Annotated in this window: 12 protein-coding genes; 8 read left to right on the forward strand and 4 right to left on the reverse strand. The window is 60.2% G+C overall.

Annotated features, from left to right (window positions below):
• The first annotated feature begins 14 nt into the window (after positions 1-14).
• The 5 genes from ASD58_RS31050 to ASD58_RS30360 all read left to right on the forward strand — a co-directional run bounded on the left by ASD58_RS31050 (position 15) and on the right by ASD58_RS30360 (position 8,819).
• Positions 15-1,784 (forward strand): GDSL-type esterase/lipase family protein, encoded by a 1,770-nt coding sequence (locus ASD58_RS31050; protein WP_057259865.1) that lies wholly within the window; start codon positions 15-17, stop codon positions 1,782-1,784.
• Between the two features lie 102 nt (positions 1,785-1,886).
• Positions 1,887-4,640: a type VI secretion system Vgr family protein gene (locus tag ASD58_RS04300; protein ID WP_229209892.1), complete on the forward strand. Its 2,754-nt coding sequence runs from the start codon at positions 1,887-1,889 to the stop codon at positions 4,638-4,640.
• A 39-nt stretch (positions 4,641-4,679) separates the two neighbouring features.
• Complete coding sequence (locus ASD58_RS04305; protein ID WP_057259867.1) at positions 4,680-6,950, forward strand: DUF3274 domain-containing protein; 2,271 nt, start codon at positions 4,680-4,682, stop codon at positions 6,948-6,950.
• A gap of 10 nt (positions 6,951-6,960) precedes the next feature.
• Positions 6,961-8,541 (forward strand): DUF2875 family protein, encoded by a 1,581-nt coding sequence (locus ASD58_RS04310; RefSeq protein ID WP_082565211.1) that lies wholly within the window; start codon positions 6,961-6,963, stop codon positions 8,539-8,541.
• An 8-nt stretch (positions 8,542-8,549) separates the two neighbouring features.
• Positions 8,550-8,819, forward strand: a complete 270-nt coding sequence (locus ASD58_RS30360) for a PAAR domain-containing protein (RefSeq protein ID WP_082565212.1) — start codon at positions 8,550-8,552, stop codon at positions 8,817-8,819.
• A 23-nt stretch (positions 8,820-8,842) separates the two neighbouring features.
• Here ASD58_RS30360 and ASD58_RS30365 read toward each other — a convergent pair whose 3' ends face one another.
• The 4 genes from ASD58_RS30365 to garD are packed head-to-tail and all read right to left on the reverse strand — an operon-like array spanning position 8,843 to position 14,628.
• Positions 8,843-11,365: a family 43 glycosylhydrolase gene (locus tag ASD58_RS30365; protein WP_082565213.1), complete on the reverse strand. Its 2,523-nt coding sequence runs from the start codon at positions 11,363-11,365 to the stop codon at positions 8,843-8,845.
• Complete coding sequence (locus tag ASD58_RS04320; protein ID WP_057259869.1) at positions 11,362-12,243, reverse strand: aldose 1-epimerase; 882 nt, start codon at positions 12,241-12,243, stop codon at positions 11,362-11,364. The genes ASD58_RS30365 and ASD58_RS04320 overlap by 4 nt, the downstream gene beginning before the upstream one ends.
• On the reverse strand, positions 12,240-13,055 hold the full coding sequence (locus tag ASD58_RS04325) for an NAD(P)-dependent oxidoreductase (RefSeq protein ID WP_057259870.1): 816 nt from the start codon (positions 13,053-13,055) through the stop codon (positions 12,240-12,242). Before ASD58_RS04325 ends, ASD58_RS04320 begins: the two co-directional genes overlap by 4 nt.
• A gap of 16 nt (positions 13,056-13,071) precedes the next feature.
• Complete coding sequence (gene garD, locus ASD58_RS04330) at positions 13,072-14,628, reverse strand: galactarate dehydratase (RefSeq protein WP_057259871.1); 1,557 nt, start codon at positions 14,626-14,628, stop codon at positions 13,072-13,074.
• Positions 14,629-14,791: 163 nt separating this feature from the next.
• Between garD and ASD58_RS04335 the strand changes: the two genes are divergently transcribed.
• From ASD58_RS04335 to ASD58_RS04345, 3 genes are all read left to right on the forward strand, one after another.
• Positions 14,792-16,195 (forward strand): glycoside hydrolase family 105 protein, encoded by a 1,404-nt coding sequence (locus ASD58_RS04335; RefSeq protein WP_057259872.1) that lies wholly within the window; start codon positions 14,792-14,794, stop codon positions 16,193-16,195.
• Positions 16,196-16,204: 9 nt separating this feature from the next.
• On the forward strand, positions 16,205-17,416 hold the full coding sequence (locus ASD58_RS04340; RefSeq protein ID WP_057259873.1) for a DUF4861 family protein: 1,212 nt from the start codon (positions 16,205-16,207) through the stop codon (positions 17,414-17,416).
• Between the two features lie 92 nt (positions 17,417-17,508).
• Positions 17,509-19,305: a glycoside hydrolase family 28 protein gene (locus ASD58_RS04345; protein WP_057259874.1), complete on the forward strand. Its 1,797-nt coding sequence runs from the start codon at positions 17,509-17,511 to the stop codon at positions 19,303-19,305.
• Positions 19,306-19,397: the final 92 nt, after the last annotated feature.

Here is a 19,397-nt window from a genome sequence, read left to right on the forward strand (position 1 = left end):
CAAGGGGGAGCCTCATGCTGCGTCACATCCTTTTGTCCCTGGCCTGCGCGGCCACATTGCCGGCCTATGCGGCCGACCGCATCATCCTGGTCGGCGATTCGACTGTCGCCAGTGGCGGCGGATACGGCGATTACCTGTGCCGGCGCCAGCGCCCTGCCACCACCTGCCTCAATCTCGCCAAGAATGGACGCAGCTCCGGTTCGTTCCGTGCCGAAGGCCGCTGGGATGAAGTCCAGGCCTTGCTGCGCGATGGCACAGGCTACGGCAAGACTTATGTGCTGATGCAGTTCGGCCACAACGACCAGCCGGGCAAGCCTGGCCGCTCAACGGACCTGGTCAAAGAGTACCCTGCGAACCTGGCACGCTACGTGGCGGACGTGAAAGCCGGCGGCGGCGTGCCCGTTCTCGTAACCTCCCTCACCCGACGCAGCTTCCGCAACGGCTATGTGTGGAATGACCTGGCGCCCTGGGCGACGGCAGCGCGCGAAGTGGCGCAGCGCGAAGGCGCAGCCTTGCTCGACCTGAATGCACTGTCGCTGGCGGCCGTGCAGGCCATGGGGCCGGAAGAAGCCGACGCCCTGGCCCAACCCAAGGGGGCCGGCTTCGACTACACCCATCTTGGTCCCAAAGGCGGCCGCTTCTTCGGTGAGATGGCGGCGCGCGAACTGGCGCGCCTGTTCCCATCGCTCGGACCGCTGACTGATCCTGCCGAGACCTCGCGGCAAGCGGCGCGCGAGCATGCGCCTCACGATGGCTGGGCTAGTGCGGAAGGCGGCACGCATGGCGGCGCCGCGGCTCCTGCCGCCGCAACGCTCACCGTCGCCACGCCTGCCGAACTGCGGACCGCACTGGCCGCGAATGCCGATGCACGCGTCATCCAAGTGCGGGGAACGCTCGACATGGCTGATGGCGCCAGGCCGGGTGTGGTGCGGCTTCCGTCCAATACCACGCTGATCGGGCTTGGCGAAGATGCAGGCTTCATCAGCGCCAGCATTGTCGTCGGCAACGTGAGCCAGGTCATCATCCGCAATCTCTCCATCAGCAATCCCTGCGACCCCGATCCAAAATGGGATCCGCAGGACGGCCCGCACGGCAACTGGAATTCGCTGTACGACGGCATTACTGTCACCGGCTCGCATCACGTCTGGATCGACCATAACAGCTTCACCGATGCGCCGCGCACCGACGGCCAGTCGCCCAAAGAGAATGGCATGCTGAAGCAGTGCCATGATGGCGCACTCGATATCACTTCCGCCTCTGATTTTGTGACCGTCTCGTACAATCACTTCGCGCTGCACGAAAAGAACACCCTGGTCGGTGCCAGCGACCGCGCCAGTGGCGATGAAGGGCACCTGCGCGTGACTTTCTCGAACAACTTTTTCGAGCATGTGACGGCGCGCACTCCGCGCGTGCGGTTCGGGCGAGTGCATTTGTTCAATAACTTCCACAAGGGTTCACGCAAGCACGCCGAATACGCGCACGAATACAGCGTTGGCATCGGCAAGCAGGCGCACGTGATCATCGATGCCAATGCCTACGACATCGAAGGCGCCCGTGGCTGTGCCGACGTACTGCATAATCCCGGCAAATCCGAACCCGGTGGCGTGCTGGATCGCGGCTCGCAATTGAATGGCAAAGCGCTGGCGGATTGCGGCTTTTCGCCGGACGTCGGCTGGGCCGTCCCCTATACCTTCACTGCCCTCCCCGCCGCCGATGTGCAGCCCAACGTCATGAGCAATGCCGGCGCCGGCCATCTCGGCAAACTGCGGCCAGCCCAACGTTAAACCATAGCGTCGCGGCGCTGTAATCTTGCTTAAGATCAACGCCAGTAATTTCTGCTCGTGCCACCATGTGACCTCGCTTCATCCTGATGAATGGAGGCTGCTGTGGATAGCACGCTGCTCAGATTCTTCCAACAAGACAAGGATCTGATTACTGACAACCGTCCACTGCGCCTGCGCTTGGCGCATTCCAGCAAAGTCCTTGAAGATGTGCTCCTGCCGCAGAAAATCCAAGGCGGCGAATCGATTTGCGGCGGGATCGAATACCACATCTTGTGCGTATCCCTCGATGCTTTCATTCCTCTCAAAGAGCTGATTGCCTTGCCGGCCGCTGTCGATATCGTGACGGAGCGAGGTGAATTGCGCAGCATATGCGGGATCGTCACCGAAGCCTTCGCCGGGGACAGCGACGGTGGATTGGCCAGCTACCAACTGGTAATGCGCGATGCGCTCGCAATAATGGAAAAGCGCAACAACACACGCGTTTTCCGTGATAAGAACGAAGTGGAAATCGTGCAGGTGATCCTGGACGAATGGCTCGCAAATACACCCGTCATAGGTACCTGCTTCAGCTACGAAATTGACTTGCCTTTAGCGAATCAACCTTTGCCCCGACGCGAGTTCACCATGCAATACAACGAGTCGGATGCAACTTTTATCCACCGGCTACTCAAGCGCAGCGGGATCGCCTGGTTCTACCGCGCCAAGCAAAGCGATTACCCGAGCCATACGCTATTCCTGTTCAACCGTTCCACGAGCCTGCAGCAATGCCATGCTGCTAATCTCCGCTACCACCGCGACAACGCAGCAGAGGAACGCGACGCCATCACTTCCTGGTGCGCGGCGCGCACTTTGCAGGCCGGCCGAAGCACTCGTTTCAGTTGGAATTACCGCGATCCCTGGTCTGGTGACTTTATGTGGAGCACCGCTATGTCTCGATCGAACCAGGGCGACAACGGCAATTACGTCTCTGCCTCACTGGACGATTGCCAAGTACTGGCACCGCATGCTGGTGATGATTACGATGACTTATGCAGGCTGGGCGAGCTGGCCATACGACGCCACGATTACCTATCCAAATGCTTTCACGGCGAGGGTACTGCTCGTGACCTACAGGTCGGTGAATATTTCATGCTGGATGGTCATCCAGAGATCGACCAACATGCAGATGCCGAGCGCGAATTCGTTGTCACGTCTCTTCAGCTAGATGTGTCAAATAACCTCTCCAATCAATTGGCAAAACGAGCAGAACGTTTGTTCATAAAGAGCCGTTGGGTGAGCGCAGCAAGCTGCAAAACTACTGAAGAAGAAACGCGCGTTCGGGTCAATTTTAGCGTCGTGCGACGGGGTATTGAAATCGCTCCTTCGTATGACCCTCGCATAGACCTGCCGCTGGTGCCAATGCAAAGCGCTATCGTTGTTGGTCCGGACGGTGAAGAAGTTTATTGCGACCCGCTAGGACGCGTAAAGATCCGATTCCAGAGCACAAAAGAAGCTGACCACCGACACGCACAAGGTGCAGGCGCAGCAAATACTGAAATGGATTCGGCATGGGTTCGCGTAGCCAGCGGCTGGGCCGGCAACTGGCCGGGGCATGCGGGCCAGTGCGGAACACTCACGCTTCCCAGAGTCGGAAGCGAAGTACTGATCGCATTTCTTGGTGGCGAACCAGACAAGCCGGTAATAGTCGGCCAACTCTATAATCAGCGGGGCCAGCCACCAGCTTTCAGCAACGTGGGTGACCTGCCAGGGAATCGATATCTCTCAGGCATAAAGAGCAGGGAGATTAAGAAAGGCAGATCAAATCAGCTCCTTTTCGACGATACCCAAGGAGAGATCAGCGTCCAACTGGCCTCTGAGCATAAGGAATCCCATCTGAATCTGGGATACATCTCGGAACCGAGGAAGTCAGGGCAAGGCCGCGCGCGTGGCGAAGGCGCCGAATTAAGGACAGAAGGTCATATCGCTCTTCGCGCCGGCCGGGGACTGCTCCTGACGGCATGGCGAAAGGAGGCAGGCAGCATCCTGGGACGCGCCGAGATGGCAAAGGTGATGGACGAATGTTCCGAACTCGCCAAGGCAATTGGAATGTTGGCGGAGAAGTGCCGCGCATTGAAGATCGAGCGAGACTCCATCGACCATCTTCTGGAGTCCGTAAAGCGATGGGACGGTGACAATGCGCCAGCGAGCATAGGAATTACGTCGCCCGCCGGCATCTCGATCACCACACCGAAGGCGATCGCCAACTATGCAGGTGAGGATGCTGAGACCGCAGCGCACGGCAATTTGTCGATGACCGCCGGCCAGCGCGCCTGCATCAACGCAGGAAAGGGGCTTTCATTATTCTCCCAAAGCGACGGGCTCTCTGCGATAGCCCAACAGGGAAAATTGCTGTTGCAAAGCCAAGGTGGAAATACAGAAGTGAATGCGGCAACGGACCTCATGCTAACAGCCAGCGAAGGGAAAGTCATCGCAATGGGCAAAGAAATAGTTCTTGTCGCCGAAGACGGTTCCTTCATCAAGATTGGTGGCGGAATTACCCTGGGCACCAACGGAACAATTGCGCATTACGGCGCAAGCTTTCCATTCAAAGGGCCAAAGTCTATGAGTACCCAACTTCCAACGTTCGACAACTGCAAAACGCAAATCAAATTCCAGGGAAAATATTACGCGAATCGAGGCGAGGAAAGCATTGCTGCCAGTGGTTCAAAAATAGAGATAAGAAGCACCGACGGCTCGCAGTGCAGCGAGAAAAGCGATGAGGCAGGCCGCACCAGCGTGATGGAGAGCGACACCATGCATAGTGCCATCGCACGCGTGATCCAGAATGGGAGTGACGCGAAAGGCCGGGGTGAGTAAATGCCTTCCCGATACCCGAAAACGCCTTATGAGCGTGGCATGGCTTCCGGGGTCTATCTGCCTAAAAACGACAAGGCAAAGACCATTCCGCTTCGCCACAATCCACCGGGGAACATCATCCTTGTACACGGAGTGAACGATCTGGGAACCAGCTATTCGGCAGTGGAAGAAGGCTTATGCAAAGGCCTGACTGAGCGGCTCGATGGCGACCTTCGTCCGGCTAGCTACCGCTTGCCAATCGAGTCCGATAAAGCCAAGTTGGAGAAAGACCCCGATGCTGTCTTTTACAAACGCACTGTATCGGACGATACGATTAGTCCTGTCATCCCTTTTTATTGGGGTTTTCGCGAAGAGAATGCACATGCCAAGAAAGGAGACCAGACGAGCCATGGCCAGTGCGTGGACCGCTATGGAAACCGCCTTGACCTCGACTTTGCCAAAGGCGGCGGTCCATTTGCAAATGCGACGAGCACTCTTCCGGACATGTGGAACAGGGGTAAATCAGGCTTGTTCCGGGCACTCGATATCGCGCAAAAAGACGCCACGCACCCGGTCCTGAATAATCCCGGTCGACTCTACATGGTGCTGGCCGCGCGGCGGCTTGCAGCCCTGGTTTGCATGATCAGGGATTATGACGAAGATGAAGTTGTTTCAATCGTCGCACACAGCCAGGGCTGCCTTATCAGTTTGCTAGCCCAGGCTTTCTTACTGTCTTCGGAAATGAAAAAGATACAGGCGAACGCACGACCAGCAGACAATCTGATCATGACGCATCCGCCATACAGCCTGGTCGACTCACTCCCGCAGACAGCACGCCGCGCCGATTACTACTCGGGCGCAGATGCGCGCATGTCGGGTCAGTACGATCGCATAGCGGGCAACCAGACGCTGAACGCGAGAATGTCCACACTGGCCAATATCATAAACGGCGTTTGGGCTTCGCGACGCACGTCGCCACCATTCCAGGCAATGTCTGATCCACAGAAATTCTTCGGAGCGGTGGGAAAGAAATGGCGGGCCGAGGAAGATCGTGACAATCGCGGAAAGACCTACCTCTACTTCTGCCCAGAGGATATGACCGTCGCGCTTTCAAACGTCCAAGGCATTGGCTGGCAGGGGGTTCCTGACTACATCATTGGGAAACGCATCAAGACGCAAAACTTCAACGGTGTGGAGAAGCGAACATTGGTGCAGGATATCCGGCAGCCGATGAAGGAACTTGGCGCAGGGTTCTTCCAGCGGGTCTTCACCAACAAGCGCCGACCGGATCCGAAGAACGGGGCACCGGTACTGGTGGGCCAGCCAAACAGCATTTTTGAACTGCGTATGCCAGGGGAAAATGACCTTGGACATACCGCTGTCAGCGAAGGCATTTCAAGCGACTACTTTGTGCGCGCACACCTGGAAACCCCAAACCGGCAAGGCGGCCAATTGCCGGAAATGACAAGGTCCATTGGTCGGCGTACCATCAACGGCGAGCCGCTCAAGAAGCCTGTGCCTGCCAGCCTTCTCGAAAATTCGAAAAGTGACGCGAGAGGCAGGCCTGGCGCCGCAGAGCAACTCGGGCCAGATGACGCGGTAATCGCCATCACAAGTGCCTACGGTATTGACAACCTGTGGGAGGCCATCGCTGATCCTAACCCCAACAGGACAATCTACAGCGAAGAATGCTCAGGCAGCCCACAGCCAAACTTGCACGCCGGCCCGGTCGCGTACCCCACCGGCCTAGCCACCGAGATCAAAGCATGGTGGAACAAAGACAAGGCCACCAATGCTGAACGATGCAACGTGTTATCGGTCGCGATGTGCATGCAATGGGAGCATGGAATCCCAAGGCCGGTTTTTCCGCGCCGCCTGCTTCTCAATCGAACCGAGACTCCAAATGAGGCCAGGCTGCGATGGCAAAACCAGAGCGCCTCGCGCTCGTTCCACGGCGCCATTATTGGAGGGCGACTCAATCACAGCCAGGTCACCGCGTATGACGTTGCCATTGGCGGTGGTCAAGCATGTGCGGACCCTAAGTTTTACAACTACCTTTGCGCGGTTGCGGATTGGCGCCTGCAAACCAAAGACCGTCCACTCGAACGAACATTGAAATGGAGCAAGTTCGAAAGTTCATTTAGTGATTTCTTTGCGTCAGAACCCGCATGGCGATGTGAACTCGTCAAGGGAAGCGCAGAGTATTACTCCACAGGCATATTGCCCACCTCGCTCCCTTTAGCTCGGAACGGAATACCGGAAATCATTGTCTGTGAGCTTGACTCGGATGTGACGCCGGAGGCCCCCGACCCCTCAATTTTTTCGAGTTAGACGTTCGCAAATGAACACGCCAAACAAGTCAATATTTGCAATCACAATAATCATCGCATTCGCAACGAATTTCATTCGGGAGCCGCAATCAAATGTCACCGCAGAGCAACTTAGGAGAACATCTGAAATGAATGCAGGCAGAACCTATGTGCTAGAGATTCTTGGCTTGGGAGTGACCTTCGATAAGTTCCGACAAAATAATTTGTGGAGGGCACTTCAAGCCGGTGACCAGTTCACGACAATACGCGAAGCTGACCCCAGAAAATATCCTTGGCAGGCGCAAGAAAAAAGCGGTGTAGCGGGTGGCCGTGGAAGCTCAACTTTGCAGAACGGAGCTCGTCAAATTGTCAGCTATTGGGCCACACCCGCGTTCAACGCGGAGCCTCCTCTTTCGGGAAAATATGCTGACAGCGATCTTCGTCCACGAGGTGGACTGGTTCAATCCGTAAACAGCAATGGAATGCTTGGGTACTTATTCGTTCTCGCTACCCGGAAGTTCGGCGAAAGACCTGACAGGATTCTCGATGACGTCTTCAGCTTCTTCGACAAGCACCCTGATATTCCCTATGTCGTACTGACCTCCGCAGATGGCATAGACCTACGAGATACATTGGATGCTAATGTACCGTCGATCTCATTTAAAGATGGGTATTACGTTACGGAGATGCCAGATTCGACCGTGCTGTTTGTCCTGGCAAGACGGGAGCGGGTAAACAGTTTGAGGCCGTTTTCCTTTGAAGACCTCAGGGATAAGGATCACTCAACCGACGTGCTGAACCAATATGGCATTGGGCGGCGGCTATTCCTCACCCATCTGGAACTTATGACCAGTGTTCCTGTTCCGATGGGAGAGTTGAAAGGTGCAGGAAGGGAACCGCTGATTGACGAATGGCTGCCAGTAGCTGCGAAGTTTGCGCAGCGGGACGACATCCGCGGCCGTGGTTGGCCGTCGATGCGAGACGTTGTCACATTTAATCGAAACCATCCGCCGAAGGAATGGAAACCCACCCCGTGGTTTCCGGTCCCCTGGAGTATTGAGCAACTGGAAGACTTTGACCGCCTGCCCAGCCTGGGATTCGTCCATCGTCCAGTATTCGTCCCATTGTTGGATGATCAGGGAAAACCCGTCAAAAAGCCGGAAGAACGCCAGGCCTTGCTTTACAAGGGCTGGCAGCAGGCACTAGCCGCGCTGTCTGAATCAAAGCGCACGCCGGGCCCCACGCGTATCGTGGCATCCACCGGAGGCAAAGTGCGGCAGCAAGTCGACCTGCATGGTCTGCTGCGCCGTATTCTCGACTCTGGCGGCCCTGCGTTTGACCCGGCAAGGCATGATCGCCTCATTGACATGGATCGGCGCCTAGGCAACACCGGTGCGAGCACGCTGTTCATGGGAATGGCGATCGGTGTCTTGTCTGGCCATAAAGACGGCAGTATCAGTGCCGCAATCAATCTGCGCGATCCGAATGAAGCAAGCATTGTCTTTATTACTCCTCCTGCCGAGGAGGTCCGCAAGCGCCAACAATACTGGGGTGAAGATAAGACAACGCCATTAGTCGACCCGGCAAATTACAACAATGCCCCGGCTAATTGAGGTGAACAATGCGCAGAGTGATCAGAAAGGGTGACCTGACTTCGCATGGAGGAAAGGTCATCTCCAGCGCTGCTCCGCATTTCACGGTCGATGGCAAGCCGATTGCTTGCATAGGCGACAAATGCACTTGTCCGATTCCCGGCCACGGTGGCACTTGCACGATCATTGAGGGTGACAGCGAACATACGGTAGACAGAAAGCCAGCGGCTTATGAAGGTCATCGGACGTCATGCGGCGCGACGCTGATCGCAACGGGCGCCAAACTGGCTAAAGCCTGATCCGTCCTACAGGCCACCAGCCACTATGGCGTAATGCGCAGGTAATCTACATCGGCGTAGGCGCCTTTTGCGCCCGTCGCGAACAGGCCGATCTGGGCACCGACCCAGCGGCCCATGGCGGCTGTGAACGGCGTGCCTACCGGAGCGAAGTTCACGCCGTCCTGGCTGTAGGAGAAGGTGGTTTGGCCGCCGGCGCCGACGTCCATGCGCAAGTGGGCAAAAGCTTTCAGCGGCAAAGCGGCCGATCCCTCCTGTCGTTCCGTGCATTTTTCGTTGGCCGCCTCGCAGCGCACGTAGGCCACGCGTATTTCCCCGTGCTCGCGGCGCAGGCCCAGCCAGGCGTAGCTTTGGCCGTACATGGCCAGGCCGACCGTGTCGCCATCGGCAACGGCATGCAAGTCGAGCCTTGCCACCGCCGAAAAGACCGGCGCAGGCGGCTTTTGTGTCAGCACTGCCGGCAAGCCACGCAGCGGCGCGATGGCCGCCGCGCCCCCTGCCGGCGCGGGCTGTGCGCGCAATCGCAAGAAGCCTGCACGGGCCGTCAGCGAGAACCATTCTGGCATCGGGTTGGATACCCATTGCCACTGAGGCGCGAGGCGCCGTCCCAGGAATTCGTCGCCTGTTGCCGGCCAGGCGGGTTGGGAGGCTGCGGCCGCGGCGGTCATTGGCTTTATATATTCAAGCACCGGCTGGCCAACGCCCGGCTTGGCGGCAAGCTCACCGATAATCGGCCAGCCATCGTCCTGCCAACGCATCGGCTGCAAATGCACCACGCGGCCAAAGGCACGCTTGTCCTGGAAGTGATAGAACCAATCGCTTCCGTCTTCCGCGCGCACCCAGGCCCCCTGGTGTGGCCCGTTGATGGAAGAGCCGCCCTGCTCCATCACGATGCGCGCCTCATACGGACCGTCGATAGTCCGCGAACGGAACACCGATTGCCAACCGGTCTCCACGCCGCCAGCTGGCGCGAACACGTAGTACCAGCCGTTGTGCTTATAGAGCTTGGGGCCTTCCAGTGTCTTGTAGCCCGGTAGCGTATTCCCGTCTATGACTACGCGGCTGACGTCATCCAGCATGCGGCTGCCATCCGGCGCCATCGGCCGCAGGCTCAGGACATTGTTGAAGCCCGCGCGCGACTTTGCCCAGCCATGCAACAGCCAGGCCTTGCCATCGTCATCCCACAGTGGTGCCGGATCGATCAGGCCCTTTCCGGCCATGAGCAACCGAGGCTTGCTCCATGGCCCGGCGAAGTCTTTGGCGGTGATCACGTAAATGCCGAAATCCGGATCGGGATAGAAGATCCAGAATTGTTCATCGTGATAGCGCAGGCATGGCGCCCACACGCCTTTGCCATGCTGCGGTGTGCGGAAACCCTGCTCCGGCACCAGCCGCGGCAAGGCGTGGCCGACCAGCCGCCAGTTCACCATATCGTCGGATTCCAGCAACGGCAAGCCTGGCACGTTGGTGAAGCTCGAGGAGGTCATGTAGTAACGCTTGCCGACGCGGATCACATCCGGGTCCGAATAGTCGGCGTGCAGGATTGGGTTCCGGTAGCGGCCATCTCCCAGGTCTGGTGCCCATGCAGCACGTGCCGGCTGCGGCACGGCAAGCATACGCTCGAGGAAGCCTTGCATGGCGTCGACCGTCGGCGCCAGCCAAGGGTCGAATAGCCAGAACGAATGCGGCGTCCCCGGCAGGTGTACGTGCTCAGTGGGTATCTTGAATTCATGCAAGCGCCGCACCAGGTCGTCCAGTCCCACACTGAAACGCGGCTGGCCGCTGGTGACGAACAATATCGGCGCACTGCCCGCACCAGCATGCGTCAGCGGCGACGCGTCGCGCCAGCGCGCTTCCTGTTCCGCGTAGCGTCCGCCAAGCCAGGCGCCAGCCGCAGAGGGATTCTTTTCCGGGTCGTCTTCATGCTGGCGCGCTTCTTCGGAGGTGAAATCCGACAGTCCATCAATGTTGATGACTGCTTGCACGGCATTGGCCGCGTCGCTGCCATTCGTCATGCCAATCAGTGCAGCAATCTGGCCGCCGGCCGATCCACCTGCGACAGCAATGCGCTTATCGTCCAGCGCATACTGCGGGGCCGCGGCGCGCAGCCAGCGCAGCGCCTCCTTGACGTCGTCGATCGCCGCTGGATATCGCGCTTCGCCGGACAAGCGATAGTCCACCGTGGCAGCTGCGAAGCCCCGCGCCGCAAGGCGCGCCGCCAATGGTGCCATGTTCGCACGCGTCCCGCTGCGCCATCCCCCGCCGTGCACCAGCACCACCAGCGGCGAAGAACGCCCTGGGCCGATGCGATTTGGCCCCGGCAGGTACAGGTCAAGCTGCAAGGCGTGATCGCCACGCTGGACGTAGCCAAGGTTGCGCAACACCCGCACCGGCGCAGGCGCCTCCGCGCTGGCAATCGCTATGTAAGGATACTGGCCAACCAGCTTTGCATACGTTGATTCGGCGTTATAAGGCGCATCGGAAGCCACGACAGCGTTCGCGCCGGCGGCAAGCAGGGCGGCCCCCAGCGCACGATGCAGCTTCCTCATGCTATCTCCTCAACTGTGAAACGCACTGTGCGACGCAGGTCCTGGCCCGGCGCCAGTACGGTCAGCCCATTGGCAGCCGCGCCTCCCGGCAGGTTATGCGCGTTGACCGGATGGTCGACCGGCTCGAAGCAGAAGAAGTCCTTGCCCGGCGGTGCATACAGGATGTAATAGCCCATGTCGGTGCTGATGCGCAGCCGCAAACGGCGCGATGGCCAGTCAATTCGTGCGCGGCCATCCCAGCCGGTGAAGGCATTATCGACGCCGTCGGGCGGCAATGGGCTCGGCATGCCGCCGCCGAAATTCCATCCCGGAGGCAGCGCTGTTCTCGTGCCAGGCAATTTTTCAGGACCGGACAGCCAGACACCGTCCGCCACGGCATGCAGGCGCGCGTCTTCCGGGTGAGGCAGCCATGGATGCAGCCCCAGCCCAAACGGCAGCGGATACCGTCCATTATTCGTGACCTTGAGCGTCACACGCAAAGCGTTGTCCGACAGCGTATAGGCCATATGGGCGGTGAACGCGAACGGCGTGCCATCGCGGCGATACAGCGAGAGCACGACACTGCTTTCATCCCGTGCCTCGACTTGCCACGGCAGGCGCCAGCCATCGCCGTGGATTGGACAAGGCTCGCCTTCGCGCGTGGGAGATGGCGTGATGCGTCGCCCTTCGAACTCAAAGCCATCAGGTGCGATCCGATTGGACCAGGGAACAAGCGGGAAACAGGCCAATTGGCCAGGCAGCGGCTGCGCGACACCCTCTGGAGCGGGACGCAACACAGCGACCGTCGCGGCGCCGCGCAACCAGTCAAACCGCGCCAGGCCGCCGCCGCCGGCGGGCAGCACCACTGCCCGCAAGCTGCCGCTGCGCAGCTCAATCATTTGAACATCGGGCCGTCGAGCAGGAATTTACCGCCCTGGTAAATGGTGGTAACGTCGTCTTTCGCCGGGAACTCGGAAGTATCCGGGAACAGGTGCGCGAACTGTGCCGACGAGTCCTTCGGGCGATAACCCAGGTGCGCCGCATAACGGTTATCCCACCATACCGAATCATTGTCCGACATGCCGAACACGATGGTGTGCCCAACGCGCGGAGCAAACAGCGAGCAGCGCAGCAGCTCCGTCAGATCGTCATATGACAGGTAGGTCGACATCATGCGCTTGTTCGCCGGCTGCGGGAAACTGGAGCCGATCCGGATGCAGACCGTCTCAATGCCGAAACGGTCGTAGTAATAGCGCGACATCTGCTCGCCAAACACCTTCGAAATGCCGTACATGCTGTCTGGCCGCGTCGGCATGTTCGCATCCAGCATATCGGTGGTCTTGTAGTAGCCGATCGCATGGTTCGAACTGGCAAACATCAGGCGCTTCACACCGTGCTTGTAGGCCGCCTCGTACAGGTTCGCCACGCCCAGGATATTGGCTTGCATGATCGCTTCAAACGGCGCTTCGGTTGAAATGCCGCCGAAATGCAGCACCGCGTCCACGCCCTCCATCAGTTTCATCACGGCCGCCTTGTCGGACAGGTCGCACGGCACCAGCTCCTCGCCGGGGCGCGCCTCGCCCATGTCGGCGATATCGCTCAAGCGCACCACTTCCGCCCAAGGCTTGATGCGGTCGCGCAGCACTTTTCCCAGGCCGCCGGCCGCGCCGGTCATCAGGATGCGCTTGAATGGTTTTCCAGTTTGGCTCATGTCTCTTACTCCGTCATCAGGTTACCGGCGCAGGATTGAACAGCGCCAGTGAATTATGGATCTTCCAGTGCTCGGCCCAGGTTTCCTTGCCGCTCGCCACATCCAGCATCAGGCGGAACAGCTCCCAGCCTACCTCTTCGATGGTCGCCTCGCCGCTGGCAATGCGGCCCGCATTCACGTCCATCAGATCGTGCCAGCGCTGCGCCAGGTCATTGCGGGTGGCTACCTTGATGACCGGTACCGCTGCCAGGCCATACGGCGTGCCGCGGCCGGTGGTAAATACGTGGATGTTCATGCCCGCCGCCATTTGCAGCGTGCCGCAAATGAAGTCGCTGGCTGGCGTCGCCGCGTAGATCAGGCCTTTCTGCGTCAGCTTGTCGCCCGGCGACAGCACGCCGTGAATCGCGCCCGAGCCGGACTTCACGATCGAGCCCATGGCCTTTTCCACGATGTTCGACAGGCCGCCCTTCTTGTTGCCCGGCGTGGTGTTGGCGCTGCGGTCGACACCGCCGCGCTTCAGGTAATCGTCGTACCACTGCATTTCGCGTATCATCGCTGCCGCCACTTCCGGCGTTTCGGCGCGCGACGTGAGCTGGTCGATGCCATCGCGCACCTCGGTCACCTCGGAGAACATCACCGCAGCGCCGGCGCGCACCAGCAGGTCGGTTGCAAATCCCACAGCCGGATTGGCAGTCACGCCCGAGAAGGCATCGCTGCCGCCGCACTGCACGCCAACTACCAGTTCGGAAGCAGGCACGGTTTCGCGCTGGCGTGCATTCAGCACTTTCAGGTGATGCTCCGCCGTGCGCATGATCGAATCGATCATCGAGTTGAAACCGACATGCGCACCGTCCTGCAGGCATACCACGTCCGGTTCGCCAGCGGCGGAATTGAGGTTGGCCGATGCAATCGGGATGCTCCCGGCCGGGAACAAACGCGTCGGCGGCAGCTTTTCGCAGCCGAGGCTGACCACCATTACCTGGTTGCCGAAGTTCGGGTTCTTGCTGATATTGCGCAGCGTGCGGATAGGCACATCGGCGCCCGGCGCATCGATCGCCACGCCGCAGCCGTAGATATGCTCCAGCCCCACCACGTCATCCACATTCGGATAGCGCGGCAGCAGTTCTTCCTTGATGCGCTTGACCGCGTGGTCGACCACGCCCGAGACGCACTGCACGGTGGTGGTCACGGCCAGGATATTGCGGGTGCCGACCGAACCATCGGCATTGCGGTAACCCTGGAAGGTGTAGCCTTCCAGCGGCGGCAGCGGCGCCGGCTTGCGGGTGCCGATCGGCAGGCCGTCGAGCGAACGGGCGCCAGGCATGCGCAGCACCTTTTCCGACACCCAGGAGCCGCGCGGGATCGCCTGGTCGGCATAACCGATGGTCACGTTATAGCGCGTCACGGGATCGCCTTCGGCCAGGTCGGCCAGCGCGACTTTATGACCTTGTGGCACGCCCTCGACCAGCGTCAGGCCGTCCGGGAATACCGATCCGGCCGGCAAGCCGCCGTCATTGACCACGATGGCGACATTGTCTGCCTCGTGCATCTTGATGTAGCGTGCAATTTTCATAGAAATCCTTTGGGTACTTGCATTGTTCCTTCCCTTCGTTTTCAGTATGCCACACAAAAAACTCGATTGGCTAGTCCACCTTGCATATTTGGCCTGACCAAATTAGAATGGCCTGACCAGATGACGCACTTTCACCACACTTGAAACGTCCCACCGGAGACCTATGAAGCCGACATCGTCCCTGCTGGCAGCCGCCCTGGCTTGCCTGTTTGCCCTCAGCCCGGCCCACGCTGAAGGCCCGTACCGCAATCCCGACAATAAAAACTTGACCGACATCTCCGAGGGCACCTACCCCGTGCCGTACAAGATGCCGACGGTCGCCGAGATCACCGGCACGCTGGAGAAGGTGCGCGGCTACATGGACAGCGTGACCCCGACCCGCATCATCAACAAGAAAACCGGCGAGCCAATCACCGACCTGAAAACCCCGGTGGCCGATGCGATCTTCGAGCCAAGCAAGGGCGACTTCGGCATCCAGGTCTACGAAATGGGCCTGGTGCATTCCGGCCTGCTGCGCGCAGCCGAAGCGACCGGCGACCGCGGCTTCGTCGCCATGACGGAACGCCATTTCAATTTCTTCAAAGAGACCAAGCCTTACTTCACCGCGCAGGAAAAGCAGTTCAAGCTGGAGCGCGGCAACAGCTTCTCGCGCTTCCTCGACCCGCGCTCGCTCGATGATTCAGGCTCGATGTGCGCCGCCCTGATGCGCGCTCGCGCCGCCAAGGTTGGTCCCGACCTGTCCGACATGATTGCCACGTGCAGCGACTGGGTCGCCAACAAACAGTTCCGCCTGAAGGATGGCACCCTGGCCCGCAAGCGGCCGCAAGCCGTATCGCTGTGGGGCGACGACTTGTACATGGGTGTGCCGGCGCTGGCCGAAATGGGCCGCATGACCGGCAGGCGCGCCTACTACGACGACGCCGTGAACAATGTGCTAAATATGTCGGGTTATTTGTTCAACCCGCAAGTGAACCTGTACACGCACGGCTGGCACCCCGGCATGAAGGACGCGCCGAACTTCTACTGGTCGCGCGCCAATGGCTGGGCGGTGCTGGCCATGTCCGACCTGCTTGACGTGCTGCCGAAAGACCATCCGGGCTACCCGAAAGTGCTGGCGCAATTGCGGCTGTCGCTGAAAGGCATTGCCGAACGCCAGTCCGGCAGCGGCCTGTGGCACCAGATGATCGACCGTAACGACTCCTACCTCGAGACGTCGGCTTCCGCCATCTTCACCTATGTGATCGCGCACGCGGTCAACCAGGGCTGGATCTCGCCGGCGCCCTACGGTTCGATCGCCCAAGCCGGCTGGGCGGGCCTGCAAACCAGGGTGACCGGGCTGGGTGAAGTGGAAGGCATCTGCGTCGGCACCACGCTGGCCGGCGACCAGGTCTACTACTACAATCGCCCGACCAGCAAGCACGCACTGCACGGCTACGGCCCGCTGTTGCTGGCGGGCGCCGAGATGATCAAGCTGGTCACCAATCCCAAGCTGGACGTCCAGTACCGCGTGCGCACCTACCACTATCTGCCGAAAGGCGGCGAAACCGATTACCGTGAACACCACTGAGGAACCGCCATGAAGACTACCCGCATTCTCGCCGCGCTGGCTGCTGCCCTGCCCGCGCTGACCGCCAGCGCAGCGGAACGCCTGACCATCACGCTGCAGCACGACCTCGACATCGCGCGTCCCTCGGAAACCGTGACCGTGCCCTGGTCTGAGGTGAACAAGGCGCTGCCGCATGCGCTGGTACAGAAGATCGCAGTGCGCGATGCCTCCGGCCGCCTGGTGCCGCACCAGGTCACCAATGTCGCGCCACAGGCAAAGGACCCGCAAAATGTCGGCATCGCCTACGGCGAGCTGATTTTCCAGCACAGCTTCAAGGCCGGCGAAAAGTCCGCCACCTACACGGTTGAGAAGATCGACAGTGTGGCGCCAGTCTTCGCCGCGCAAACCTTTGCCCGCTATGTGCCGGAACGCCTGGACGATTTCGGCTGGGAAAACGACAAGATCGGCCACCGCACCTATGGGCCCGCACTGGCCGCACCCGCCCCGGCGGGCGTCGTGAAAGAAGTGCTGGTGACCTCGGGGCTGGACCTGTGGTTCAAGCGCGTGCCTTACCCGATCGTCGACCGCTGGTACAACAAAGGCCACGATCACTACCACCATGACGAAGGCGAAGGCATGGACATGTACAACGTCGGCCGTTCGCGCGGTGCCGGCGGTACTGGGGTGTGGGAAGGCGGCAAGCTGTATGTCTCCACCAACTACGCGAGCTGGAAAGTGCTGGCCAATGGGCCGGTGCGCTCGATATTCGAACTGTCATACGCAGCGTGGGACGCCGCCGGCCTGCCGGTCATGGAAACGAAGCGCTTCACCGTCGATGCCGGCCAACAGCTCGATATGATCGAATCCACCTTTTCTTATGCGGGCGAAAAGCCGCTGACCATTGCCGTGGGCCTGAACAAGACGCCGAGCGACAAGGGCCAGAACCCGCAGATCGCCACCAGGCGCGAAGGCAAGGTGCTGCTGCAATGGGTTGAGCAAGCCGGCAACGGCGCCTTCGGGACCGCCGTTATCGTGCCAACCGCGCAAGGCTTTGCGGAAGACAGCTTGAATGAGCTGATCCTCGCGCCGGCAAGCGCAGGCAAGCCGTTGCGCTATTACGCCGGCGGCGCCTGGAGCCGCGCCGGCGAAATCACCAGCCGCGAGCATTGGGAAGCCTACGTCGCCGACGCCGCCGTCCGCGCCGCCAACCCCGTGCGCACCACCCTGGCAGCAAGCAAATGAGCGGCCCGCGCGAAACCAGTCAGCCGAGCCCGTGTCACACTTGGGGTGTGACCCCAGGGTGTGACACGAGCCCAGCAGCACCTGCGCGCCGCGTGTTGCTCCGGGCGGCCGTCGCTGGCGGTGCGCTGGCCGCTTCGCAGCCGGTGTTGGCGCGGTTCGCGGCGGCTGTGGGCAGCGGCGATCCATGGTTGCGAGCGCGCGAGATCGCGGCGCTCTTTGCCACACCGCTCGCTTTCCGCAAGCAGGACTTCCTGGTGACGGAGTACGGCGCAAAGCCCTGCAAGCTGGTTCAGGTGCAAGGCCAGGTTGCATCGCTTGAACCGGGCACGCTGCAAACTCCCGCGAAAGGCAGCCATGATTGTTATCCTGCGATCACCGCCGCTGTCGCGGCCGCGCACAAGGCCGGCGGCGGACGCGTGCTCATTCCTGAAGGTGTCTGGTACGTCAAGGGTCCGCTGGTGCTGCGCTCCAATGTCCACGTGCACCTGGCAAAAGGTGCGCGCCTGGTGTTCAGCGCCAACCCTGGCGATTACGCCAGATACGGCGACATCGACTGCGGCAACAACGGCATGCTGGTTCGCAGCCGCTGGCAAGGCAACGATTGCCTGAACTTCTCCCCGCTGGTCTACGCCCATGGCCAGAAGAACATAGCACTCACCGGCGAAGACTGGACCTCCGTGCTGGACGGCCAGGGCGGTGTTCCATTCGAAAATAATCCGAACGAGTGCTGGTGGGACTGGAAAGGCCGCGGCAAGCCAGCGCACGACCGCACCGAAAACGCGCCCAACCCGCGTAACGCCCCGCTCTCGCAGCGCGCGCCGAGCCTCGCGCCAGAAGGAAGTGCGCTGATTGAAGGCTCAGGCAATCGCTGGCAGGCCGATTCACGCTACCTGCCCGCGCTCTCCGAAGCCGGCATCGCAGCCAACGAACGCGTCTTCGGCCACGGCCACTTCCTGCGCCCCAGCATGGTCGAACTGATCGAATGCGAAAATGTCCTGCTGCAGGGCTACCACGTCGTCGGTGCGCCGTTCTGGGTGCATCATCCAGTCGCTAGCCGCAATGTCCATTTCAAGGACGTGAACATGGAAAGCCTCGGCCCGAACAGCGACGGCTTCGATCCCGAAGCCTGCGACGGCGTGCTGGTGGAAGGCTGCACATTCAACAACGGCGACGACTGCATCGCCATCAAGGCCGGCAAGAACAGCGATACCAACTACGGCCCCACCCGCAATATCCTGATCCGCAACTGCGTGATGAACAGCGGCCATGGCGGCGTCACGCTGGGCAGCGAAATGGCCGGCGGCATTGAGCACGTCTACGCCGAGCAGATCGAATTCCGAAACCTGCACTGGGCCAGCGACGCGCTGAATACCGCCATCCGCCTGAAAACCAATATGAATCGCGGCGGCTTCCTGCGCCACCTCTATGTGCGCAACTGCACGCTGCCAAACGGCGTACAAACCAGGCCCGGCCTCTACAAGCCGCTCGCTGGTTCCAGCAAGCCAGCCGGCCCGATCGCTTCCGGTGCAGGCGCCGTGATCACCTTCGACTGCGACTACGCGCCAGCCGACGACGCGGTGCGCACTCGCCCGCCGCAGGTATCGGACATCGACATCTCCGGCCTCAAAGTCGGCAACGTCAATACGCCGCAAGGCAGGGTCTCCTGCTACCAGGCCATGGTGCTGCTCGGCCCCGTTGCCAGCAGCTACAACGGCACCCCGGGCGTGACCATCCCGCCGATCACACGGGTAAAGATCCGCGACTGCGACTTCGGCACGCCACGCAATATTGAGCAACCGTGGTTTCTGCACAACGTCCGCGGCCTGATGCTGGACAACGTCACCATAGGCGGCAAGCGCTATAGCGGAGAATTTTCGGCTGAAGCCTGATCTGGACAGGCCAATTTTAAAAATAAATACATTTGGACTGACCACATTGCAAAAACATTGGCATAAAATACTGAAACCGGCCTGACCAATTA

The organism is Duganella sp. Root1480D1 (assembly GCF_001427305.1).
Classification (GTDB): domain Bacteria; phylum Pseudomonadota; class Gammaproteobacteria; order Burkholderiales; family Burkholderiaceae_D; genus Rugamonas.